This window comes from Inquilinus sp. OTU3971, from assembly GCF_038440215.1.
This window is the reverse complement of sequence record NZ_JASATH010000135.1, coordinates 1-22,238: the sequence shown is the minus strand read 5'-3', so window position 1 is coordinate 22,238 and position 22,238 is coordinate 1. Positions and strand designations below refer to the sequence as shown.

General features: G+C 70.2%; 19 protein-coding genes. 11 read left to right on the top strand and 8 right to left on the bottom strand.

Annotation, left to right across the window (positions count from 1 at the left end):
- Positions 1-257: 257 nt before the first annotated feature.
- From AAHM41_RS27665 to AAHM41_RS27645, 5 genes are all read left to right on the top strand, one after another.
- On the top strand, positions 258-1,313 hold the full coding sequence (locus tag AAHM41_RS27665) for a LacI family DNA-binding transcriptional regulator (protein ID WP_342239831.1): 1,056 nt from the start codon (positions 258-260) through the stop codon (positions 1,311-1,313).
- A gap of 16 nt (positions 1,314-1,329) precedes the next feature.
- A complete protein-coding gene (locus AAHM41_RS27660) occupies positions 1,330-2,175 on the top strand; it encodes a phytanoyl-CoA dioxygenase family protein (RefSeq protein WP_342239830.1) in 846 nt (281 codons plus the stop codon).
- A 110-nt stretch (positions 2,176-2,285) separates the two neighbouring features.
- Positions 2,286-3,218, top strand: a complete 933-nt coding sequence (locus AAHM41_RS27655; protein WP_342239829.1) for a substrate-binding domain-containing protein — start codon at positions 2,286-2,288, stop codon at positions 3,216-3,218.
- A gap of 58 nt (positions 3,219-3,276) precedes the next feature.
- Positions 3,277-4,263, top strand: a complete 987-nt coding sequence (locus AAHM41_RS27650; protein WP_342239828.1) for an ABC transporter permease — start codon at positions 3,277-3,279, stop codon at positions 4,261-4,263.
- Between the two features lie 5 nt (positions 4,264-4,268).
- A complete protein-coding gene (locus AAHM41_RS27645) occupies positions 4,269-5,039 on the top strand; it encodes an ATP-binding cassette domain-containing protein (RefSeq protein ID WP_342239827.1) in 771 nt (256 codons plus the stop codon).
- 13 nt (positions 5,040-5,052) lie between these two features.
- On the opposite strand, the gene AAHM41_RS27640 is transcribed toward AAHM41_RS27645, so the two are convergent.
- From AAHM41_RS27640 to AAHM41_RS27615, 6 genes are all read right to left on the bottom strand, one after another.
- Positions 5,053-7,377 carry a family 78 glycoside hydrolase catalytic domain gene (locus AAHM41_RS27640; protein ID WP_342239826.1) on the bottom strand — a complete coding sequence of 775 codons (2,325 nt, stop codon included), beginning with the start codon at positions 7,375-7,377 and terminating at the stop codon, positions 5,053-5,055.
- A 105-nt stretch (positions 7,378-7,482) separates the two neighbouring features.
- The gene (locus AAHM41_RS27635) at positions 7,483-8,493 is read right to left on the bottom strand and encodes a LacI family DNA-binding transcriptional regulator (protein WP_342239825.1); all 1,011 of its coding nucleotides are present in this window, start codon (positions 8,491-8,493) and stop codon (positions 7,483-7,485) included.
- 62 nt (positions 8,494-8,555) lie between these two features.
- Positions 8,556-8,819, bottom strand: a complete 264-nt coding sequence (locus AAHM41_RS27630; RefSeq protein WP_342239824.1) for a hypothetical protein — start codon at positions 8,817-8,819, stop codon at positions 8,556-8,558.
- Positions 8,820-8,946: 127 nt separating this feature from the next.
- Positions 8,947-9,867: a 5-dehydro-4-deoxyglucarate dehydratase gene (kdgD, locus tag AAHM41_RS27625; RefSeq protein WP_342239823.1), complete on the bottom strand. Its 921-nt coding sequence runs from the start codon at positions 9,865-9,867 to the stop codon at positions 8,947-8,949.
- 20 nt (positions 9,868-9,887) lie between these two features.
- The gene (locus AAHM41_RS27620; protein ID WP_342239822.1) at positions 9,888-10,883 is read right to left on the bottom strand and encodes a mannonate dehydratase; all 996 of its coding nucleotides are present in this window, start codon (positions 10,881-10,883) and stop codon (positions 9,888-9,890) included.
- 87 nt (positions 10,884-10,970) lie between these two features.
- Positions 10,971-11,711, bottom strand: a complete 741-nt coding sequence (locus tag AAHM41_RS27615; RefSeq protein ID WP_342239821.1) for a FadR/GntR family transcriptional regulator — start codon at positions 11,709-11,711, stop codon at positions 10,971-10,973.
- 146 nt (positions 11,712-11,857) lie between these two features.
- Here AAHM41_RS27615 and AAHM41_RS27610 point away from each other — a divergent pair, with 146 nt between their 5' ends.
- From AAHM41_RS27610 to AAHM41_RS27590, 5 genes are read left to right on the top strand one after another with little or no spacing between them, the layout of a single operon-like run.
- Positions 11,858-13,450, top strand: a complete 1,593-nt coding sequence (locus AAHM41_RS27610; protein ID WP_342239820.1) for an ABC transporter substrate-binding protein — start codon at positions 11,858-11,860, stop codon at positions 13,448-13,450.
- Between the two features lie 31 nt (positions 13,451-13,481).
- Positions 13,482-14,507, top strand: coding sequence for an ABC transporter permease (locus tag AAHM41_RS27605; protein ID WP_342239819.1), 1,026 nt, complete (start codon positions 13,482-13,484; stop codon positions 14,505-14,507).
- A complete protein-coding gene (locus tag AAHM41_RS27600) occupies positions 14,507-15,400 on the top strand; it encodes an ABC transporter permease (RefSeq protein WP_342239818.1) in 894 nt (297 codons plus the stop codon). The genes AAHM41_RS27605 and AAHM41_RS27600 overlap by 1 nt, the downstream gene beginning before the upstream one ends.
- Positions 15,390-16,244 (top strand): ABC transporter ATP-binding protein, encoded by an 855-nt coding sequence (locus AAHM41_RS27595; RefSeq protein WP_342239817.1) that lies wholly within the window; start codon positions 15,390-15,392, stop codon positions 16,242-16,244. The genes AAHM41_RS27600 and AAHM41_RS27595 overlap by 11 nt, the downstream gene beginning before the upstream one ends.
- A complete protein-coding gene (locus AAHM41_RS27590; protein ID WP_342239816.1) occupies positions 16,241-16,996 on the top strand; it encodes an ABC transporter ATP-binding protein in 756 nt (251 codons plus the stop codon). The genes AAHM41_RS27595 and AAHM41_RS27590 overlap by 4 nt, the downstream gene beginning before the upstream one ends.
- Positions 16,997-17,015: 19 nt before the next feature.
- Here AAHM41_RS27590 and acnA read toward each other — a convergent pair whose 3' ends face one another.
- On the bottom strand, positions 17,016-19,616 hold the full coding sequence (gene acnA / locus AAHM41_RS27585; RefSeq protein WP_342239832.1) for an aconitate hydratase AcnA: 2,601 nt from the start codon (positions 19,614-19,616) through the stop codon (positions 17,016-17,018).
- A gap of 159 nt (positions 19,617-19,775) precedes the next feature.
- Between acnA and AAHM41_RS27580 the strand changes: the two genes are divergently transcribed.
- The gene (locus AAHM41_RS27580) at positions 19,776-20,903 is read left to right on the top strand and encodes a Kelch repeat-containing protein (RefSeq protein WP_342239815.1); all 1,128 of its coding nucleotides are present in this window, start codon (positions 19,776-19,778) and stop codon (positions 20,901-20,903) included.
- Between the two features lie 25 nt (positions 20,904-20,928).
- On the opposite strand, the gene AAHM41_RS27575 is transcribed toward AAHM41_RS27580, so the two are convergent.
- Positions 20,929-22,238: FAD-binding oxidoreductase (locus tag AAHM41_RS27575; RefSeq protein ID WP_342239814.1), on the bottom strand; the 1,310-nt coding region annotated here is incomplete at its 5' end.

Below are 22,238 nucleotides of genomic sequence, written 5' to 3'. Positions count from 1 at the left end.
TTTTTTTATTATTAACCCCCCCCCCCCCGGGGGGGGGGGGGGGCCAGGGGGAGGGGGCTGCGCGCGTCCGCGCGCGAACGGGCAGGACACCGAACTCGCCGTCCATGCCGGTTTGCGACAGTCTGGGCCGGCTCGATCCGAGAGACCCCCCTCCCCCTACCCCCCTCCCGCAAGGGGAGGGGGGACTCAAAAGAGGCGATGCGTGAACGCCGTAGCCCCCAAGGGGAGGGAGGACTCGAAAGGGAGCGGGTGGCCGGATGAAGCAGACCGCCTCTCCCTTCCCCGCCAAGGCCCGCATGGTCGACATCGCCCGCGAGGCCGGGGTCAGCCTGGCCACGGTCGACCGGGTGCTGAACGGCCGCGACGGCGTCAACGCCGAGACGGCGAGCCGGGTCCAGGCGGTGGTGCAGCGGCTGAACTACGCCCCCAACCTGGCCGCCAGCCTGCTGTCGCGCGGCAGGATCCTGCAGTTCGACATCGTGCTGCCGGCCGGCAGCAACACCTTCATCCGCGACCTGGGCGAGGCGGTGCTGGCGGCCGAGCGCGACTTCACCGCCTTCGGCGTGAAGCCGCGGCTGCACCTGATCGAGGGCTTCGATCCCGACGCCCTGGCCGAGGCGCTGCGCCGGGTCGGCCGGAGCAGCGACGGCATCGGCTTCATCGCCCTCGACCACCCGGCGGTGCGCGAGGCGGTGGCGGAGCTGGCGGCGGCCGGCGTGCCGGTGGCGACCATGGTGTCGGACCTGCCGCAATCGGCCCGCATCGGCTATGTCGGCGTCGACAACCGCGCTGCCGGCCGGACCGCCGGCGACCTGATGGGCCGCTTCCTGGCCGGGCACGTGGGCGAGGTCGGGCTGATCGCCGGCAGCCTGGCCTATCGCGGCCATGAGGAGCGCGAGGCCGGTTTCCGCAGCGTGCTGCGCGAGCGCTTCCCGAACCTGACCGTCCCGGCCCTGGTCGAGGGCCATGACAGCGTCGAGCAGAGCGCCACGGTGACCGCCCGGCTGCTGGACGCCCATCCCGACCTGATCGGCCTCTACAACATCGGCGGCGGCAACCGCGGCGTCGCCGAGGTGCTGCGCCGCCGGCCGGCGGATGAGCCGCATCTCGTCTATATCGGCCATGAGCTGACGCCGCACACCCGCCGCTTCCTGATCGAGGGTGTGATGGACGCCGCGATCAACCAGAACCCACGGGCCGAGGCGGCGGAAACGCTGCGTCTGCTGCTGGGCCACCACACCCGTCCGGCCGAGCCGGCCGCCCCGGCCGCGGCGATGCGGATCGAGATCTTCACCCGCGAGAACCTGCCTTGAAGTCCAGGAGGACCCGATGCCCTTTCCCCAGCTGATCGAGGCCGACCACGCCGCCTTCTGGCGCGACGGCTATGTCGTCAAGCCCGGCTTCTTCGACGCCGAGGAGATCGGCCTGCTGCAGCAGGCGATCGCGCAGGACGAGGGCATCCGCAGCCATGTCGTGGCGCTGAAGGACAGCCTGGGCGGATCGACCGAGCTGGCCTTGTGGAACCATCCCGGCGACGACCTGTTCGGCGCCTTCGCCCGCTGCGAGCGCATGGTCGGCGGCGCCGAGCGGCTGCTGGGCGGCGAGGTCTACCACTACCACTCCAAGCTGACGATGAAGCGGCCGCGGGCCGGCGGCGCCTGGGATTGGCACCAGGATTACGGCTACTGGTACAACAATGGCTGCCTCTATCCCGACATGCTGTCGGTCGCCATCGCGATCGACCGGGCGACCAAGGAGAATGGCTGCCTGCAGATGATCCGCGGCAGCCACAAGCTGGGCCGGATCGACCATGGCCGGGTCGGCGGCCAGACCGGCGCCGACATGGAGCGGGTGAACCAGGCGCTGGAGCGGATGCCGCGCGACTACATGGAGATGGCGCCGGGCGATGTCTGCTTCTTCCACGCCAACACGCTGCACGCCTCGGAGCAGAACAAGTCCGAGCATTCGCGCAACGTCATGCTGTGCTGCTACAACGCCGCCTGGAACGATCCGTACAAGGCGCACCACCACCCCGGCTACACCAGGCTGGAGAAGGTGCCGGACGACCGGATCAAGGCGCTGGGCCTGACGCTCGACGCCGGCCACCGCGCCTTCTTCGACCCGGAACGCGACGAGACCGTCGAGGCGAAGACCCAGCCGGAAGGCACCCGCTGAAGCGGCCTGCCGTGGCGATCCGCATCGCCGGGTTGCCCGTACCTGTGTCAGTCTCGATGCATGTCCGCCCATCGATCGTGAGAAGGCGGCGATAACAGGGGAGGAAACGCATGTTCAGGCGATTGTCGCTGCTGTTCTGCGGCGTTCTGCTGGCGCTGGCCGCGCCGGCCGCGGCCCAGGCCAAGACCTATTACTGGATCTCGCATGGAGGGCCGGCAGACCCGGTCTGGACCTATTTCCTGGCCGGCGCCAAGCAATGGGCCGCCGACACCGGCCAGACGGTCAACACCTCGTTCCACAGCGGCGACGTGCCGTCGCACCAGGAAGCGGTGCGCGCCGCGATCGCGGCCAAGGCGGACGGCATCGTCACCACCAGCCCCGATCCCGGCAGCCTGATCGAGGTGGTGAAAGAGGCGAAGGCCGCGGGCATCCCGATCATCAACTTCAACACCCCCGACCCCAAGGCCGGTTTCGACGCCTATGTCGGCGGCGACAACACCACCTTCGGCCGGAACTGGGCGCAATACCTGGTCGACAAGGGCCTGGTGAAGTCCGGCGACTTCGTCTGGCTGCCGGTCGAGGTCCCGGGCGCGACCTACGGCGTGCAGGAGGAGGAAGGCATCGCCAGCGTGTTCAAGCCGCTCGGGATTACCTGGGAGGTGACCGACAACACGCTGGACCAGGCCGAAGCCATCAGCCGGATGGTCGACTACCTGACCGCCAACCGGACCAAGATCAAGGCCATCATCGGCTTGGGCGACCTGGTGACCGGCAGCATCAAGCGCGTGTTCGACCAGGCCGGCGTCAAGCCCGGCGAGATCCCCGTCATCGGCTGGGGCAACTCGCTCGACACCACCCAGGAGGTCCTCACCGGCTACGTCAACGCGGGGCAGTGGCAGGACCCGCAGGCGACCAGCTACGTCGCCCTGTCGCTGGCGGCGATGGCGTCCGGCGGCATCCCGCCCGGGTTCAACGTCATCACCGGCGCGCTGTACGAGAAGGACACCGCGGCGGTCTACGACAAGATCCTGTCCGGCAAGTAGGGCTACACCGGTCTGCGCGGCCGCGGCCGCCGCGCAGACCCCTTCTCGGGACTCTCCATTGGAACATCGATCGATCGTCCACCGCCTGGTGGCCAAGCCCGAATTCGGGCCCCTCATCCTGCTCGTGGTCGAGCTCGCCGCCTTCTGGGCGATCAACCCCGAATTCCTCTCGCCCCAGAACATCAGCAACACCCTGGCCTTCACCGTCGAGCTCGGCCTGATCGCGCTGGCCATGACGCTGCTGATGACCTCCGGCGAATTCGACCTCTCGGTCGGCTCGGTCTTCGGCTTCGCCCCGGTGCTGATGTGGACGCTGTTCAACAGCGGCACGGCGCCGCTGGAGGTCGGCTTCGTCGCCGCCCTGGCCGTCGCCGGCCTGATCGGGCTGGTCAATGGCTGGTTCGTGACCGGGCTGAAGATCCCGTCCTTCCTGGTGACGCTCGGCATGCTGTTGGTGGTGCGCGGCACGGCGCTGTTCATCACCGACGGCTTCCCGCAGCGGACCTGGAACACCGGCGGCAACTGGCTGGCCTGGCTCTTGGCCGGGGACTTCTTCGTCGGCGGCTTCCGCATCTACATGTCGCTGTTCTGGTTCGCCGCCGCCGCGCTGGCGATGGGCTATGTCCTGAACCAGACCAAGGCCGGCAACTGGATCCAGGCCGCGGGCGGCAACCCCGGCGCGGCGCGGGCCCGCGGCGTGCGCGTCGGCCGCACCAAGATCGCGCTGTTCGTGCTGTCGTCGATGATGGCCGCCCTGGCCGGGGTGATCAGCTCGATCCGCACCTCGGCCGCCAACCCGAACAGCGGCACCGGCTATGAGCTCGAGGTCATCGCCATGGTGGTGATCGGCGGCACGGCGCTGAGCGGCGGGCGCGGCACCATCCTCGGCACCGTGCTGGGCATCTTCATCCTGCGGGTGATGCGCAACGGCATCGTCCTGATCGGCGTGCCCGGCCTCGCCTACAACATCTTCATCGGCGCGATCATCCTGGGGATGATGGCGCTGCACTCCTGGCTCGAACGCCGGCACCAGGCAGGGACATGACAGCGATGGCCGAACCCCTGATCCGCATGGCGCATATCAGCAAGTATTACGGCCGGGTCCGGGCGCTGGAGGATGTCAGCGTGACGGTCGGCGAGAGCGAGATCGTCGGCCTGCTCGGCGACAACGGCGCCGGCAAGTCGACGCTGATCAAGATCCTGTCGGGCGCCGTGCCGTACACCAGCGGCGACATCTTCATCCGCGGCCGCAAGGTGGAGATCGGCAGCACCACCGACGCCATCGCCCTCGGCATCGAGACGATCTACCAGGACTCGGCGCTGGTGACACAGCTGTCGATCGCCCGCAACCTGTTCCTGGGCCGCGAGCCGATCCGCGGGCCGCGCCTGCTGAACCGCATGGACCACGCCGCCATGGACGCCGTCGCGCGCAACCTGCTGAAGCGGGTCGGCATCAGCAAGGACATCCCGCCCGACACGCCGATCGGCTCGCTGTCCGGCGGCGAGCGCCAGGCCGTGGCGATCGCCCGCGCCATGCATTTCGACAGCGACCTGATCATCCTCGACGAACCGACCAACAACCTGGGCGTGGCGGAGACCCAAGGGGTGCTGCGCTTCGTCCGCAACGCCCGGGATTCGGGGCATTCCTGCATCTTCATCGCGCACAACATCCACCACGTCTTCCAGGTGGTCGACCGCATCGTGGTGATGCGCCGCGGCCGGGTGGTGGCGGACGACATCGATCCCCGGCACACCAGCGTCGAGGCGGTCGAGCGGGTCATCACCGGAATGGCGGAAGACGGTGTCGCGCCGGCTCCCTAGAGCAGCCGCTCGGTCAGCCGGACGGCTCGCTCCGGTCCGGTAGCAGGAAGGTCAGCCTGTGGGTGCCGGGCGGCAGGATCGCCTCGCCCCGGACCGGCGCGGCGCCGAGCCGCGGGTCGCCATGGCGTGGGCCGGGGCGGAAGCGTCCCTCGCAGCCCTCGGGCAGCGTGAGCGTGTAGACCACCCGCCGGCCCTCGCAGGACCAGGACGCCTCGATCCGGCCCTGCCGGACGTCGTGGAAGGCCGAGACCGGCGACAGGGCCGGGATCGGCACCGGGTCGACGATGACGCGGGCGAAGCCCGGCGCCTCGGGGTCGGGCGCCAGGCCGGCGACGCTCTCGAACAGCCATTGGCACACCGCGCCATAGGCGTAGTGGTTGTAGCTGTTCATGCTGGGGTCGTAGATCGTGCCATCGGGCGCCATCGCGTCCCAGCGCTCCCAGATCGTCGTCGCGCCCTGCGCCACCTGGTACAGCCAGCCCGGCACGTCCTGCTGCAGGAACACCTTCGCCGCCAGGTCGTCGAGGCCGAGCCTGGTCAGGGCCGGCAGCAGCGCCGGCGTGCCGATGAAGCCGGTGCCGATCTTGTGGTCGGCGTCGATGACGACCTGCCGGAAATGGGATTTCGCCGCCTCGCGCTGCGGCTCCGGCACTAGGTCGTACAGGAAGGCGAGCGCGTAGGAGGTCTGGTCGTTGTGCGCCAGCCGGCCCGAGGGCGCGATGAACTCATGCGCGAAGGCGGCCCGGATCGTGTCCGCCCGTTGCTGCATCCGCGCCGCGAGCTCCCGGTCGCCCAGGACGCCGGCGATGCGGGCGAGGAGGTCGGTCGAGATGAAGTGGTAGATCGTCGCCGCGCAATCGTCGGCGATGGTCGGCCGCGGCTTGCGGTTGTCGCCGATGGGCTGCAGCCAGTCGCCGAAGGTGAAGCCGCGCTCGCCCCAATGCGGCGGCGGGCGCACCACCGGGCCGTCGGAGATCGACCACACGAAGTCGACCCACTTGACCATCGCAGGGCGGCATTCGGCCAGCACGTCGCGGTCGGCGTAATGGGTGTACAGCACCCAGGGGATGACCACGATGGCGTCGCCCCAGCCGGTCGACCCGAAGAAGCCGGGGAAATGGTCTGGATGCAGCCGCGTCGGGTCGGGCGAGACATGCGGCACCGCGCCATCGTCGCGCTGGTCCGCTATCACATCGCGCAAGTATTTGCGCAGGAAGGCGTGGCTGTCGGCGAGCCAGCAGGCCGTGCCGGCGAAGACCTGGGCGTCGCCGGTCCAACCGAGCCGCTCGTCGCGCTGGGGGCAGTCGGTCGGGACCTCGATGAAATTCGCGCGCTGCGACCAGATCGTGTTCTGCACCAGCCGGTCGACCAGCGGATGGCCCGAGGTGAAGCCGCCCGCAGGGTCGGGCACCGAGGAGATCGGGATCGACCGGATCGCCTCGACCTCCGCTTCGCCGCTGAGCGTCACCCGCGCGTAACGGAAGCCGTGGAAGGTGAAGTGCGGCGCATAGGTCTCCACGTCGCCGCCCCCGAGGGTGTAGCGGGTCTCGGCCTCGGCCCGTCGATAGTTGCGATTGTCGAAATGCCGGTCCGGGCCGAGCACCTCGGAATGCTCCACCCGCACCTCCGCCCCGGCGCGGCCGCGGATGGTGGTGCGCACATAGCCGGCGACGTTCTGCCCGAAATCATAGACCGTGCGGCCCTCGGCGTCGGTCCAGGACGCCACCGGCGCCAGCGGCGGCAACTCGCGGACCGGGGTCGTCTCATGGGCGACGAGAAGCGCCTTGTCGAAGGTCAGCACTTCGACGCCGTGGCTGTCGGCCAGGGCTTCGCGACGGGCGTCGTAGATCTCGCCGAAATAAATACCGGATTTCCGGATCGGCAGCTCGCCGCTGACCCAGGCCGCATCGGTGCGCAGAAGGGTTCCCTCCGGTCCGGCCAGCTCGGCGATCGCCGCCACCCGGTCGCCCCAGCAGTTCCGGACCGGCTTCTCCCCCCACATGATCGGCGAGCGATACCAGCCGTCGGCGAGCCAGATCTCGATCCGGTTCGCGCCGGGCCGCAGCAGCGGCGCCACGTCATAGGCCTGGTAGGCGATGCGGTCGTCATAGCAGGTCCAGCCCGGTGTCAGCAGGTCGCGCCCGACACGCTCGCCATTGATGAAGCAGCGATAGAGGCCGAGCGCCGAGACGAACAGGGTGGCCTCGGCCGGAACGGCAGCGAGATCGAAGCCGCGCGCCACGAAGCTCGCAGGACCGCCCTCTCCCCGGTCCGCCCGAGGCGCGATCATCTCGGCCTGCCAGCGCCGGCGCGGGAGGGCTGCTGCCTCTGTCGTCATCTCGCCTTCCCTCCCCTGAGCCGGCCATGCTTGATTGTAGACCGATCTACACATGCTTCACCAATCCACCGGTCGGCGCAACCGGAAATCAGGGCTTCGCGCCCGCTATCGGCCGGGATCGGTGGACCGGCGCACGATCAGCTGCGGGGTCGTGACGGCGTGGTGCTCGCTTCGGCGGCCGTCGATCCGGTCGATCAGCAGGTCCGTCGCGGTCCGCCCCAGCGTGACCGCGTCCTGATCCACCGATGTCAGCGAGAGTTGGGGGAGGGCCGCGACCCAGGAGTTGTCGTAGCCGACGACGGCGAGGTCGTCCGGCACGCGCAGGCCGAGATCGTCCGCCGCCGCCAACACGGCGATGGCGACCTTGTCGGTCCATGCGAAGATCGCGGTCGGCCGATCGGGTCGCGACAGCCATTCGGCGGCGTGCCCGCGCTCATGCATCGAATCGGGACTCCACCTTGTGTCGACGATGGCGGTCTCCAGCTCGTGGCGCGCCATCGCCTCGATGTAGCTCTCGCGGCGCACGCGCGCCGGGTTGATCTCTCGGGCGCTGCTCGCCTCCAGGCCGAGGAAGCCGATGCGCCGATGGCCCGCCGCGACCAGATGGTCGACCACGGCGGCGGCGCCGGCGCGATCGTCGTTGTTGACAGTGTCGAAGCCGCCGCCACTGTCGTGCCGGCCGATCACGACAAACGGCACCTGCCGCGCGGTCTCGACCAGATAGTCGCGCTCGAGATGCGGCGCGATCATCACGAATCCGTCGAGATTGCGGTCGAGCATGGTCTCGATCAGGCTGCGCTCGGTCGCGTCGGCCGAGGGGCGGACGCCCAGCAGCGGCTGGTACTTCGTCTGCTTCAGCCGGGCGACGACGCCGTCGAAGATGTCCGGGAAGAACGGGTTGCGGATGTCCGACATCAGGACGCCCAAAGTGTAGGTCGACCCGCGCAGCCCCCGCGCCGCCATCTGCGGCCGGTAAGCGAGCTCGCGCATCGCCGCCTCGACCCGACGGCGCATCTCGTCGGACAGGCCGTAGGCGTTGCGCAGCACCTTCGACACGGCGGCACGCGAGACCCCGGCCCGGTCGGCGACATCCTGGATGGTGGCACGCTTGCTCAATCGACGATCCCCGCACGGCAGCACGCATCGGTCTATTCCGGCGCGCGCCTCCGGACAACCGGTCAACCTTTGACCGCGCCCGCCGTCATGCCCTCGACGATCTGACGGTTGAAGAAGGCGTAGCTGAACAGCGTCCACCGCGTCAGGCTGAAGAACAGCGACGCCAGGGTCGGCACCAGGAACAGCGCGCCGAAGACGATCGCGGCGGACAGGTGGAACCACAGCGGATAGGCGTCGCTGCGGCGGCGCCGGGACGGCGAGGAGCGGGAGCGTCGCGCCATGGCCACCGGCGAGGCGGGCCCGGGCGGGCTGGTTTCGGGCAGCATCACTCCCAGCCGGACAGGCCGAGCTGCAGCGCCTGCTTGCGGACATCCTCGAGGGAAAATGTAGATCGGTTTACACCATCGGCAAAGCGCTATCGCTGCCGGCCCCTTCCGATGACGGCGCGGCCGGTCAGGCCGGCGCCAGGACCTCCGCGTGCCGGGCCAGCAGGTCGCGCAGCTGCACCATCTCCTCCGGCTTCAGGTCGGTCAGCGGCGGGCGCACCGGGCCGGCGGAGCGGCCGAGCACGGCCAGCCCGGCCTTGATGATCGACACGGCGTAGCCCTTGCCGCGGTTCCGGATCGCCAGCAGCGGGTAGTAGAAGTCGCGCAGCAGGGCGTCAGTCGTCGCCGTGTCGCCGTCGCGCAGGGCGCGGTAGAAGCGCTGCGCCAGCTCCGGCACGAAGTTGAACACGGCCGAGGAATAGGTGGTGACGCCGGCGCTGAAATAGGGTGCGGCGAACACCTCATGCGTCGGCATGCCGCCGATATAGGCCAGGCGGCCGCCCATCCAGCGGGTGATCTCCAGCACCAGATCGACCTGGCCGTGGCCGTCCTTGAAGCCGACCAGGTTCGGGCAGACGTCGCACAGCCGGGCGATGGTGTCGGCCGACAGCACCGCATTGTCGCGGTTGTAGACGATGACGCCGATTCCGACGGCGTCGCACACCGCCTTGACATGGGCGTACAGCCCGGCCTGCTCCGCCGTCATCAGATAGGGCGGCAGCAGCAGGATGCCGTCGGCCCCCGCCGCCTCGGCCCCCCGGGCGATCTCGACCGCGATATGGGTGCCGTAGCCGCAGCCGGAGACGATCGGCGTCGAGCCCGCGACGGCCTTCGCCGCGCGCACCACCTGCGGCACCTCGGCAGGGGTCAGCGAGAAGAACTCGCCGGTGCCGCCGGCGGCGAACAGCACCGCGGCCTCGAAGCCGCCGAGCCAGCCGACATGCGCCTCGTAGCCGGCGCGGTCGAAGCGGAAATCCGCGTCGAAATGGGTCACGGGGAAGGACAGGAGCCCTGCGGACAGGGCCCCTTTGAGAAGCTGGGGATCCATGAAGGCCTCGTTCGATCGGATCAGCGGGTCACGGACCCCGGGTAGAGCTGGCTCAGCGCCTCGAGCTGGGCGGCGATGTAGCCGTAGCAGAAGGCGAAGGCGACGCCTTCCGGGTCGCGGCCGCTGATCGTCGGCACATGGTCCGGCATCACCATGTAGGGGTAGCCGAGCTCGGCGTAGAGCTTCATCGACCGCCACATGTCCATGTCGCCCTCATCCGGGAACGTCTCCATGAAGGAGAGCTTGCCGCCGCGGATGTTGCGGAAATGGACGTTGAAGATCTTGCCCCGGCTGCCGAACCAGCGGATCACGTCGTCGATCTCTTTCCCCGGGTCTTCCAGCATCTCGCCGACCGAGCCCTGGCAGAAGTTGAGGCCGTGATAGGGGCTCTCGCGCATCAGCACGAACTTCTTCAGCCCCTCGACCGTGCCCAGCACCCGGGTCACGCCGCGATAGCCGGGCGGGGTATAGGGGTCGTGCGGATGGCAGGCCAGCCGGATCCTGTTCGCCTCGGCAACCGGGATCACGCGCTCGAGGAAATAGTCGATGCGCTCCCAGTTCTCGTCCTCGGACAGGGTGCCGATCACGGTCGGCGGCGCGTCGTGGTCGGCCTTGTCCCAGCGGAAGGAGGCGTTCAGCGACCCGCCGCGGCCCGGCTCGTCCGGCGTGCGCGGGATGCCGATGATGTTGAGGTTGTACTTGGCCGCCGGGATGCCGGCGCGCGCCAGGTTCTCGATCAGCCGGCAGATCGAGTCGATCTGGCGGTCGCGGTCCGGCCCGGCCGACAGGATGTCGGGGCTGTCCGACTGCTCGATCGGGCGGGAGCCGAGCGGCAGCTGCACCATGTCGAGCACCAGGCCGAAGCCCTCGACCTTCTCGCGGTGACGCAGCAGCACGTCCAGCGACCAGTCATGCGGGTTGCCGGGCGGGTTGTCGTTCAGGTGCCGGACGCCGAGCTGGCTCAGGACCCGGTAATCATCGTCGCCCCGGATCCCGTTCTGCGTTCCGAGATACATGCCCGCACCCTCCCTGCGATCAGCTTTGTTGGCTGAGCTAATATGACATCATATGACTGATGACAAGCCGGAACGCGGCCACGCCAGTCAGGATTCGGCGTCGGCCTGCAGCCCGCCCAGGGCGCGGTAGCGGCGCTGACTTTCGGTCAGATGATGGCGCATTGCCAGGCGGGCGCCGTCCGGGTCCTGGCGCTCGATCGCCTCGATGATTCGGGCATGCTCGACGATCACCTTGCGCAGATAGCCGGTGGTCGCCTCGGCCGATTCGCCCAGCCGGCTGCGCGGGATGGTGCGCTTGCCGAGATAGGTCAGGACGTCGCTGTAGAAGTGGTTGTTGGTGGCCGCGGCGATCGCCAGGTGCAGCCCGAAATCGGCATCGACGGCGCTGCCGCCGATATCCACGGCGGCGATCATGCGGTCATGCGCCAGCAGGATCTCGGCCTCCTGCCGCGACGACCGGCGCAGCGCCGCCAGGCCGGCCGCCTCGATCTCCACCCCCATGCGGAACTCCAGCAGTTCCAGCACCTCCGACAGCCGGGTGAAGTCGCCGGACAGGAGGCCGGGCTCGGGCTCGGCCCCGGGGGTCACGAACACCCCGACGCCCTGGCGTGGCTCGACCAGCCCCTTGGCCCGCAGCTCGGCGATCGCCTCGCGCACCACGGTGCGGCTGACGTTGAACTCGTCGATCAGGCGCTGCTCGGTCGGCAGCCGGGCGCCGACCGGCAGCACGCCGTTGGCGATCCGGCTGCGCAACGCTTCGGCGACCGCGGTGGCCAGCTTCTCGCGACGCCGCGGCGGTCCCGCTTCGGCTCCCATTGAGTTCGGCACCGCTCCTCCTCGTCACGTCTTTCTGGGGGCGTGCCCTCCGCCCGTTCGTCGATGGCAGTCACACATTTGACTCTTGCGAAGTCAAGTCCGCCGATGATAGTCGTCAGACAACAGACATCATACCAAAAATGAGGGAGGACGTTACCGTGGGACGATGGAGGAACGGGCTGCTGGCCCTGGCGGTCGCTCTGGTGCCGGTGTGCGGCACTGCCGCGGCCAAGACGCCGGCCGACCAGCTGGTGATCGGCGCGTCGCTGGCGCAGGTGCTGTCGCTGGACCCCGGCCAGGCCACCGAGTCGGGGTCCTGGATCATCACCTCCAACATCTACGACCGTCTGGTCTCGACCGACCCCAACGACCCGACGAAGCTGGTGCCGCAGTTGGCCGAGAGCTGGGAGGTCGACGGCCGGTCCATCGTCTTCCATCTGCGCGACGCCAAATTCGCCTCCGGCAACCCGGTCACGGCCGAGGATGCGGCGTGGTCGCTGCGGCGGATGCTGAAGCTGAACCAGGCCGCCGCGTCGCTGTGGAAGCCCTACGGCTATGACGAAAAGAACATCGACAGCTTCCTCGAGGTGGTCGACCCGAAGACCTTCCGCCTGAAGCTGCCGGAAGGCACGATCGCCGAATTCGTGCTGTTCGCCCTGTCGGGCAACAACGGCGCCGTGATCGACAAGGCCGAGGCTACCAAGCACGAGGCCGACAACGATTTCGGCAATGCCTGGCTGCGCGCCAATTCGGCCGGGTCCGGCCCGTTCGTGCTGCGCCGCTGGTCGCCGAACGAGATCATCCTGATGGACCGCAACGACGCCTTCTGGGGCAGCGCGCCGGCGATGAAGCGGGTGGTGCTGCGCCACGTCGCGGAAAGCCAGGTGCAGCGCCTGCTGCTGGAGCGCGGCGACATCGACGTGGCCACGGCGCTCGCCGCCTCCGACATCGCCGCCTTCGACGGCAAGGCGGATTTCGTCACCCAGCGGGTGCCGACCGGCGGCTTCTACGTGCTGGCGATGAACACCCGGAACCAGTACCTGGCCAATCCCGACGTCCGCCGCGCCATCGCCTGGGGCCTGGACTATGCCGGCATGCAGAAGACGATCATGGGCCCCTACGGCCGGGTCCGCCAGGTGCCGGTGCCGGAGAACTACCCGACCGCCCTGCCCGACCCCGGCTATACGCTGGACGTCGCCAAGGCCAAGGAGCTGCTGGCCAAGGCCGGGTTCCCGGACGGCTTCCCGCTGACCCTGAAGACGATCGCCGAGACCCCGCGCGTCGACCTGGCCACCGCGATCCAGGCCTCGCTGGCCCAGATCGGCATCAAGGTCTCGATCGAGCAGGGCAACGGCAGCCAGATCATCGCCGCCCACCGCGGCCGGGACTTCGACCTGCTGATGCCGCTGACCGGCGGCGGCAACATGGCCGACCCGATCGGGTCGCTGCAGAACTTCACCTACAACCCGGACAACAGCCCCAACGGCAATTCCGGCTACTTCACCTGGCGGTCCGCCTGGGACATCCCGGAGCTGACCAAGCTGACGGTGCAGGCCCGCGGCGAGGAGGACCGCGCCAAGCGCGAGGCCCTCTACACCGAGATCCAGAAGCAGTTCCTGGCCAGCGGCCCGGCGATCCTGCCGATGTTCGAGCGGTTCTCGCCGGTGGTGGTGTCCGGCGACGTCGAGAACTTCGTCGGCCAGGGTTTCCGCGGCGTCCGGCTGGACATCGTCAGCAAGAAGGCGGAGTGACCGCGATGCCGACCGGCGGACAGGAGACGACATGACCCGCGACCTGCCGCTGAAGCTGCTGCGCCGCCTCTTCAGCCTGGCTCTCAGCCTGCTGGTCCTGCTGTGCCTCACCTTCGTGATCGGGCGGCTGATGCCGTCCGATCCGGTGGGCGCCATCGTCGGCGAGCTGGCGGACCCGGCGGCCTATGCGGCGATGCGGGCAAAGATGGGCCTGGACCTGCCGATCCCCGAGCAGTTCTGGGTCTATCTGAAGAACATGGCCCAGGGCGACCTGGGCACCGCGGTGCTGACCGGCAACCCGGTGGTGTCGGACCTGGCCGCCGCCTTCCCGGCGACGCTGGAGCTGGCGACGCTGGCCATCATCCTCAGCGTCGTCGTCGGCGTTCCGCTCGGCCTGCTGGCGGCGCTGTACCGCGACACGCTCCTGGACCAGATCGCGCGGGTGCTGGCCCTGCTGGGCCATTCCCTGCCGGTGTTCTGGTTCGGCATCGTCGGGCTGATCGTGTTCTATGCCGGACTGCAATGGGTCGGCGGGCCGGGCCGGATCGACGTGTTCTACGAGGACATCGTCGAGCCGCGGACCGGCGCCATCCTGATCGACAGCCTGCTGGCCGGCGAGCACGAGATCTTCTGGAACGCGCTGAGCCACCTGATCCTGCCGGCCTGCATCCTGGCCTATGCCGCGATGGCCTATATCGTCCGCATGACCCGCAGCTTCACGCTGGAACAGCTGGGCCAGGACTACATCATCGCCGCCCGGGCCAAGGGCCTGCGCCTGCCGGCCGTGGTCTGGGGCCACATCCTGCCGAACATCGCGGTGCAGCTGGTCACCATCCTGGCGATCTCCTACGGCCATCTGCTGGAGGGGGCGGTGCTGGTGGAGATCGTGTTCTCCTGGCCGGGCATCGGCCAGTACATGACCAATGCGCTGATGATCGGCGACATGAACGCCATCCTGGCCTGCACCCTGTTGATCGGCCTGATCTTCATGATCCTCAACGTCCTGGCCGACGCCGCCTATCTGGCGCTCGACCCCCGCACGCGGGAGGCCCGCTGATGTCGATGCAGGCAGAGCAGCCGATGCCCGCCGCCGCGGCGGAACCGGCGGCCGGCGGCGCCTGGTCTGCCCAGATCCGCCGCTTCCGGCGCGAGAAGCTGGGCATGGCCGGGCTGGCCGTCATCGGCGTCCTGGTGGTGATCGCCCTGCTGGCGCCGTGGATCGCCCCCTACGACCCAGCCGTGCAGAACCTGAACAACGTGCTGCAGCCGCCCGGCTGGACCCATCTCGCCGGCACCGACGAACTGGGGCGCGACATCTTCAGCCGGCTGGTCTGGGGCAGCCGGATCACGCTGCAGATCGTCGGCACGGTCACCCTGATCATCGGCCCGATCGGCCTCCTGATCGGCGTCGTCGCCGGCTATTGCGGCGGGCGTGTCGACGCCGTGCTGATGCGGGCCACCGACATCGTCCTGTCCTTCCCATCGCTGGTGCTGGCGCTGGCCTTCGCCGCGGCGCTCGGCGCCGGCCTCGGCACCGCGATCGTCGCCATCTCGCTGACCGCCTGGCCGTCGATCGCCCGGCTGGCGCGGGCCGAGACCCTGGTGGTGCGCCAGGCCGAATACATCGCCGCGGCACGGCTCTACGGCGCCTCGCATCTGCGCCTGATCGGCCTCTATGTCATGCCGATGTGCATCCCATCGGTGATCGTGCGGCTGACCCTGTCGATGGCCGGAGTGATCCTGACCGCGGCCGGCCTCGGCTTTCTCGGCCTCGGCGCCCAGCCGCCGGCGCCGGAATGGGGGGCGATGATCTCCAGCGGCCGCAAATTCATGCTCGACGCCTGGTGGGTCTCGGTGATGCCCGGCCTGGCGATCCTGGCGACCAGCCTGGCCTTCAACCTGCTGGGCGACGCCCTGCGCGACGTGCTGGATCCCCGCCATGCCCGCTGACACCCCAATGCTGCAGGTCGAGAACCTGTCGGTCACCTTCGGCCACGGGGCGTACACCACCCGGGCGGTGCGCGACGTCAGCTTCGCGCTGGGCCGCGAGCGGCTGGGGATCGTCGGCGAATCCGGCTCCGGCAAGTCGACGGCCGGGCGCGCCATCATGCGGCTGCAGCCGAAGGGCGCGCAGGTGCAGGCCGACACGCTGCGCTTCGCCGGCCGCGACCTGCTGGCCTTGCGCGAGCGCGAGCTGACCCGGATCCGCGGCCGCGACATGGCCCTGATCCTGCAGGACCCGCGCTATTCGCTGAACCCGGTCAAGCCGATCGGGGTGCAGATCGCGGAATCCGCGCGGGTACATCTGAAACTGGGCGCTCGGGCGGCGCGCAAGGCGGCGCTGGAGATGCTGGGCCATGTCCGGATTCGCGATCCGGAGCGGACCATGGCGCTGTACCCGCACGAGATCTCGGGCGGCATGGGCCAGCGCGCCATGATCGCCATGATGCTGCTGAACAAGCCGAAGCTGGTGATCGCCGACGAACCGACCTCGGCGCTGGACGTCAGCGTCCGCCAGGACGTGCTGACCCTGCTGGACGGGTTGGTGCGCGAGAGCGGCTCCGGCCTGATCCTGATCAGCCACGACATCCGCATGGTCGCGCGCTTCTGCGACCGTATTCTCGTGATGTATGCCGGCCGGGTGGTGGAGGAGCTGCGCTCGCTCGACGAGGCGGCGCATCCCTACACAAGGGGTCTGATCGCCTCGATGCCGGGCTTCGACGGCCCGCGGCCGCACCGGCTGCCGGTGATCGACCGGGCCCGCTTGGCCGCCCTCGAGGAGACCGCCCGATGAGCCCCGGCGAGGCGATGGTCCGGGTCGTGGATCTCGATGTGCGCTTCCAGTCCCGCCGCGGCACGGCGCATGCGGTGAAGGGCGTGTCTTTCGCGGTCGAGCCCGGCGGCGCGCTGGGCATCGTCGGCGAATCCGGCTGCGGCAAGTCCACGGTGCTGCGCTCCCTGGCCGGGCTGGAGCAGCGCTGGACCGGCCGGATCGAGCTGGCCGGAAAGCCGGTCGAGCCGAGGCGCGGCCGCGACGAGCTGGCCCGGGTGCAGATGGTGTTCCAGGACCCCTACGGGTCGCTGCATCCGCGGCACCGCATCGGCCGTGCCTTGGCCGAGCCGCTGATCGCCATGGGCCTGCCGGACCCGTGGGACCATGTGCCGGGGGCGCTGGCGCGGGTGGGCCTGCCGGCGCGCTTCGCCGACCGCTATCCGCATGAGCTGTCGGGCGGCCAGCGCCAGCGCGTCGCCATCGCCAGGGCGCTGGCCCTGCGGCCGTCGATCGTGCTGCTGGACGAGCCGACCTCGGCCCTCGACGTCTCGATCCAGGCGGAGATCCTGAACCTGCTGATGGCCCTGCGCGAGGAGCACCGGCTGACCTATGTCTTCGTCAGCCACGACCTGGCCGTGGTCGGCCAGATGTGCGACCGGGTGCTGGTGATGAAGGACGGTGCCTGCGTCGAGGAGCTGTCGTCCGACGCGCTGCGCGCCCGCACCGTCGCCGCGCCCTATACGCAGGAGCTGATCGCGAACAGCTTCCTCTGACCGGGCGCCGGCCGGCGGTTCAGCCGTCCGCCTCCATGGCCCGGCGCAGGATCAGGGGGATGATCCCGCCGGCGCGCAGGATCTCGATCTCCAGCGTGGTCTCGACGGCGGCGGTGGCCGGCAGCGCCTCGGTCCCGCCCGCGGTGCGATGCAGCGTCACCGCGACGGCCGCCCGCGGCGCCAGCCGGTCGGGGTCGACCTCGATCGCCAATCGGTCGCCGGGCGCGAGCCCCAGCTCCGCCGGATGCCGGGCGAGCCGCAGCGGCAGGACGCCAATGCCGATCAGGTTGGAGCGGTGGATGCGCTCGAAGCCGAGCGCCAGCACCGCGCGGACGCCGAGCAGCGCGGCGCCCTTGGCCGCCCAGTCCCGCGACGATCCCATGCCGTAGCGCTCGCCGGCGACGATGACGACGGCCTCGCCGTCGCGCTCGTAGCGCTCGGCGGCGCGCCACAGCGGCAGGTGCTCGCCCGACCCGGCATGGATGGTCGAGCCGGGGGCGATCCCCGGCGTCAGCAGGTTGCAGACGCTGCGGTTGGTGAACAGGCCGCGCAGCATCACCTGCCAGTTGCCGCGGCGCGCGGCGAAGACATTGAGGTCGCGCCGGTCCTCGCCACGCGCGACCAGATGCTCCGCCGCCTCGCTGTCCGCCGGGATCTGCCCGGCCGGCGAGATGTGGTCGGTGGTGATGTCGTCGCCGAGCACGATCAGGGGATGCGCGCGGTAGGCGCCGAGCCGGGTGCCGGCGCCGAAGCCGGCGAAGGGCGGCCGGCGGATATAGGTCGACGCCTCGTCCCAGGGGAACAGTGGCGCCTCCGGGGCGTCGAGCCGCGCCCAGTCCTCGTTCGCCTCGGCTCGGTCGTAGGCCGCGGCATAGTCGGCGGGGTCGACGGCGGCGGCGAGCGCCGCGTCGATCTCGACCCCCGTCGGCCACAGATCGGCGAGCCGGATCTCGGCGCCGGCGGCCGACCGGCCGATCGGATCGGCGAGGATGTCCCGGTTCACGTCGCCGGCCAGGGCGAAGGCGACGACCAGCGGCGGCGAGGCCAGGAACCCGGCCTCGAGCTGCGGATGGACCCGCCCCGGGAAGTTACGGTTGCCGGAGAGCACGGCGACCGGGAGGATGCGGTCCATCGCCCGCTCGATCGCCGGCGTCAGCGGCCCGGAATTGCCGATGCAGGTGGTGCAGCCATAGCCGACGATGCCGAAGCCGGCGGCTTCGAAATCCTCCAGCAGGCCGCCCCGGCGCAGGGTGCGCTCCGCCGTCGGCGACCCCGGCGCCAGCGAGGTCTTCACCCAGGCCGGCGGCCTGAGGCCGAGGCCCCGCGCCTTGCGGGCCAGGAGGCCGGCGGCGACGAGAAGGCGCGGATCGGAGGTGTTGGTGCAGCTGGTGATCGCGGCGATCGCCACCGCCCCGTCGCCCGGCTCCCCAGCCGCCGGGGCGGCGGGCCGGGCCGGCAGCATCGGGGCCAGGGCCGGGACGGTGGCGCCCGCCGAAATCCGGTCCTGCGGCCGGCGCGGGCCGGCCAGGCTGACCTCGACCTCGCCGAGGTCGAACTCGATCGTCTCGGTGTAGCGCGGCACCGCCGCCGGGTCGAACCACAGGCCCTGGCGGCGGGCATAGTCCTCGACGAGCCGGACCTGTGTTTCCGCGCGGCCGGTGCCGCGCAGATAGCGCAGCGTCTGGTCATCGATCGGGAAATAGCCGGAATTGCCGCCGAACTCCGGCGCCATGTTGGCGACCACGGCGCGGTCGCCCGCCGACAGGGTGGCGACGCCGGGGCCGAAGAACTCGACGAAGCGGTCGGCGAGGTCGATCCGCCGCAGCCGCTCGGTGACGGTCAGCGCCAGGTCCGTCGCCAGCACGCCCGGCCTCAGACGACCGGTCAGCCGAACGCCGACCACGTCGGGCACCCGCATCATCACCGGCATGCCGAAGAACACGCTTTCGGCCTCGAGCCCGCCGACGCCCCAGGCCAGCACGCCGATACCGTTGATCATCGGCGTGTGGCTGTCGGTGCCGATCAGCGTATCGGGCATGGCCCAGGCAGCAGTGCCGTCGCGCTCGGCGGTGCCCACCACCGTCGCCAGCCGCTCCAGGTTCAGCGTGTGCATGATGCCGGTGCCGGGCGGGTGCACGCGGACGCCGGACAGCGCCTTGGTCGCCCATTTCATGAAGCGGTAGCGCTCGGCGTTGCGGCCGAGCTCGCGCTCCATGTTCCGCCGCATCGCATCCGGCGCGCCGAACACGTCGACGGCGAGGGAATGGTCGGTCGAGACGTCGACCGGCAGGACCGGGTTCAGTCGCCGCGGGTCGCCCCCGGCTTCGGCGAGGGCCGAGCGCATCCCGGCGATGTCGACCAGCGCCGGGCCGCAGGTGGTGTCGTGCATCAGCACGCGGCCGGGCAGGAACGGGATCTCCTCGCTGCTCCACCCAGAGCCGAGCGAGGCGAGGATCGCAGCGGCCGCGCGCGGCGCGTCCTCGCCGGCATGGCGCAGCACGTTCTCCAGCAGGATGCGGTGGATGGTGGGCAGCCGGCCGAGATCGGCGCCGGCCGCGTGCCGCAGGTCGATGATGCGGTATCGGCGGCCGCCCGAGGTCAGCGATGCGGCTGCAGTCATCACGGTCACGCAAGGATCTCCCGGCTTCGGCGCCCCCAAATTTGCACTATAGAGCACAAAATGCAATTTCGAATGCAGAACGCCGAAGCGGGCGGATGCTTGCGCGGATGCCCCCGCCCCGTATCATCCAGTCTCCACGACCACTCCGGGAGGCCCCTGATGGATCGCCGGACCTTTCTCGCGACGGGAGTTGCGACGGCCGCATTCGGAGCCGAAGCCCTCGCCCAGCACGCGGATCACCTGCCGCCGCTGAAGGATGCACCGCCCTCGCCCGCGCCTTATTCCCGCCTGAAGGATGGGGACTTCGTGCACCATCTCGAACCCGCGCAGGAGGCCCAGCGCGTGTTCGACAGCCCGGCGCCGAAAGGGCCGCAAGGCCACTGGGTTGCTCGGGCGCCGTTGCCGATCCCGCGCAGCGAGATGGCCTGGGCCACGGCCTGGGCGGACCGCATGCACATCGTCGGCGGCTATGGCGAAGGCCGCGTCGACCGCGCCTATCACCATGTCTACGATCCCGGCGCCGATCGATGGTTCGATGCGGCCGCGCTGCCACGCGGCGCCAACCATGTGGCGGTCGCGGCCGATGCCGGCCGGGTCTACGCCTTCGGTGGCTTCATCCAGCAGAACCGCGATCCGGACACCAACGCCTATGCCTATGACGTGGCCGCGGACCGGTGGAGCGCCATCGCCCCCCTGCCCCGCGCCCGCGGCGCCGCCGCGGCCATGGTGCTGGACGGCAAGGTCCATCTGATCGGCGGGGCCGCGGCACCGGTGGCGGAGCGGGCCAGCGTCGGCTGGCACGAGGTCTACGATCCGCAGTCGGACCGGTGGGAGATGCGCAAGGCCCTGCCGGGCGCGCGCGACCATGTCGGCTGCGTGGCCTATGACGGCGTGATCCACATCATCGGCGGGCGCTTCAACACCTTCGAGTACAACACCGATCTGCACCACGCGTACCTGCCCGACCGCGACACCTGGGAGGAACGCGCGCCGATCCCGACGGCACGGTCCGGGCACGGGCTGGTGGTCTATCGCGACCGCCTGTTCGCCATGGGCGGCGAAGGCGGCGTGCTCGAGCAGGGCGTGGCGCGGCAGGCCAAGGTGTTCGGGCAGACGGAAAGCTACGATCCGAAGACGGATTCCTGGCAGCAGCACGCGCCGATGCCGACCCCGCGCCACGCCGTCGGCGCGACTGTGCTGGGCGATGCGATCTATGTGGCGGGCGGCGGCGCCGTCCTCGGCGGGTCGCTGCAATCGGCCGTCCACGAGGCCTTCGCGCTGGATTGAAACCTGGCGGCCTGTCACCTTGCCGCTACGATGGGCCCCTCGACGATGCCGCGGCGCGGAAATCCACAGAACCCAGGCCGCCCGGAGCGACCAGATCCTGGATCGCCCCAGCAAGGCCGCGCTCACGGTCGGCGACGAAGCGCTCATAGAAGGCCAGGTTGGCCCGGCCGATGCCGTGCTCGGCGCTGAAGCTGCCGCCGAAGCGCCCGGCCGCCTCGCCGAACACCAGCTCGCGCAGCGGCGCCGGGTCGCGCGCCAGGGCAGAGTCGCGCGGCAGCACCAGGTTGAAATGCACGCCGCCATCGCCGACATGGCCGAAATCGCAGATCCGCGCCTCCGGATATCGCTGCGCCAGCATCTCGGTCATCGCCCGGCGGAACGGCATCACCTCGGCCCGCGCGAAGCCGAGGTCGAAGGCGACCACCCGGCCCTCCGCCGCCAGGCTCTCGCTCAGCACGTGCCGCAGGGCCCAGAACTCGGAGCCGCGGCCCGGCATGGCGTCCGCCAGCGGGCTGCCCGGCAGGTCCCAGATCTCCGCCAGCACCTGCTCCATCAGGGCATCGATCGACGGCTCCTGCTCCCGCGCGGCCCAGGAGCGCTCGATTTCGACCAGGATGCAGAAGGGCGGCGGCGGATGCGGCGCGAAGGGGTTGCGCAGCCGCTCGTGATGCTTGAGCGCCAGCTCGACCGCGGCGCCCGACAGGCCCTCGAACGCCGCCAGATGATCGCCGACCCGCTCCTCGAAGGCGGTCAGCAACGTCATCACCGCCTCGTCGTCGCGCGGCACCAGGATGGCCGTGGCCGATTGCTGCGGCAGGCGCCGCAGCTCCAGCACCGCGCGGGTGACCAGGCCGTAGGCGCCGCCGGTGCCGATGAACAGCTGCTTGAGGTCGAGCCCGGTGTTGTTCTTGCGCAACGGTCGCATCAGGTCGAGGACCGTGCCCTGCGCGTCGGGCAGCACGACCTCGAGCCCCAGCACATGCCGCCGCATGTCGCCGTAGCGGATGAAGCGCGCCCCGCCGGTGTTGGTCGCGACCATGCCGCCGACCATCGGATCGGCGCCGAGGTCGATCGGCAGGGTCAGGCCGTGCGGCGCCAGCCCCTGGTTAAGGGCGGACAGGCGAACGCCGGCGCCCACGGTGGCGCTGCGGTTGGCGGCGTCTACCTCGAACGGGCCCGTGAGCCGGTCGAGGCTGAGCACGCCCTGCGCCCCGCCGGGATCGGGCGTCGAGCCGGCGACGAGGCCGGTGTTGCCGCCCTGGGGCACCAGCCGGATGCCGTGGCGCGCGCAATGGGCGACGACGGCGGAGGCCTCGGCCGTGGGGGGCGGGCGGG

Coding starts and splice junctions, on each gene's coding strand:
- acnA (WP_342239832.1), bottom strand. CDS start 19,616: ATGACTGCAGCCGCATCGCTGACCTCGGGCGGCCGCCGATACCGCATC.
- AAHM41_RS27630 (WP_342239824.1), bottom strand. CDS start 8,819: ATGCTGCCCGAAACCAGCCCGCCCGGGCCCGCCTCGCCGGTGGCCATG.
- AAHM41_RS27660 (WP_342239830.1), top strand. CDS start 1,330: ATGCCCTTTCCCCAGCTGATCGAGGCCGACCACGCCGCCTTCTGGCGC.
- AAHM41_RS27580 (WP_342239815.1), top strand. CDS start 19,776: ATGGATCGCCGGACCTTTCTCGCGACGGGAGTTGCGACGGCCGCATTC.
- AAHM41_RS27590 (WP_342239816.1), top strand. CDS start 16,241: ATGAGCCCCGGCGAGGCGATGGTCCGGGTCGTGGATCTCGATGTGCGC.
- AAHM41_RS27665 (WP_342239831.1), top strand. CDS start 258: ATGAAGCAGACCGCCTCTCCCTTCCCCGCCAAGGCCCGCATGGTCGAC.
- AAHM41_RS27640 (WP_342239826.1), bottom strand. CDS start 7,377: ATGACGACAGAGGCAGCAGCCCTCCCGCGCCGGCGCTGGCAGGCCGAG.
- AAHM41_RS27645 (WP_342239827.1), top strand. CDS start 4,269: ATGGCCGAACCCCTGATCCGCATGGCGCATATCAGCAAGTATTACGGC.
- kdgD (WP_342239823.1), bottom strand. CDS start 9,867: ATGGATCCCCAGCTTCTCAAAGGGGCCCTGTCCGCAGGGCTCCTGTCC.
- AAHM41_RS27595 (WP_342239817.1), top strand. CDS start 15,390: ATGCCCGCTGACACCCCAATGCTGCAGGTCGAGAACCTGTCGGTCACC.
- AAHM41_RS27605 (WP_342239819.1), top strand. CDS start 13,482: ATGACCCGCGACCTGCCGCTGAAGCTGCTGCGCCGCCTCTTCAGCCTG.
- AAHM41_RS27655 (WP_342239829.1), top strand. CDS start 2,286: ATGTTCAGGCGATTGTCGCTGCTGTTCTGCGGCGTTCTGCTGGCGCTG.
- AAHM41_RS27600 (WP_342239818.1), top strand. CDS start 14,507: ATGTCGATGCAGGCAGAGCAGCCGATGCCCGCCGCCGCGGCGGAACCG.
- AAHM41_RS27620 (WP_342239822.1), bottom strand. CDS start 10,883: ATGTATCTCGGAACGCAGAACGGGATCCGGGGCGACGATGATTACCGG.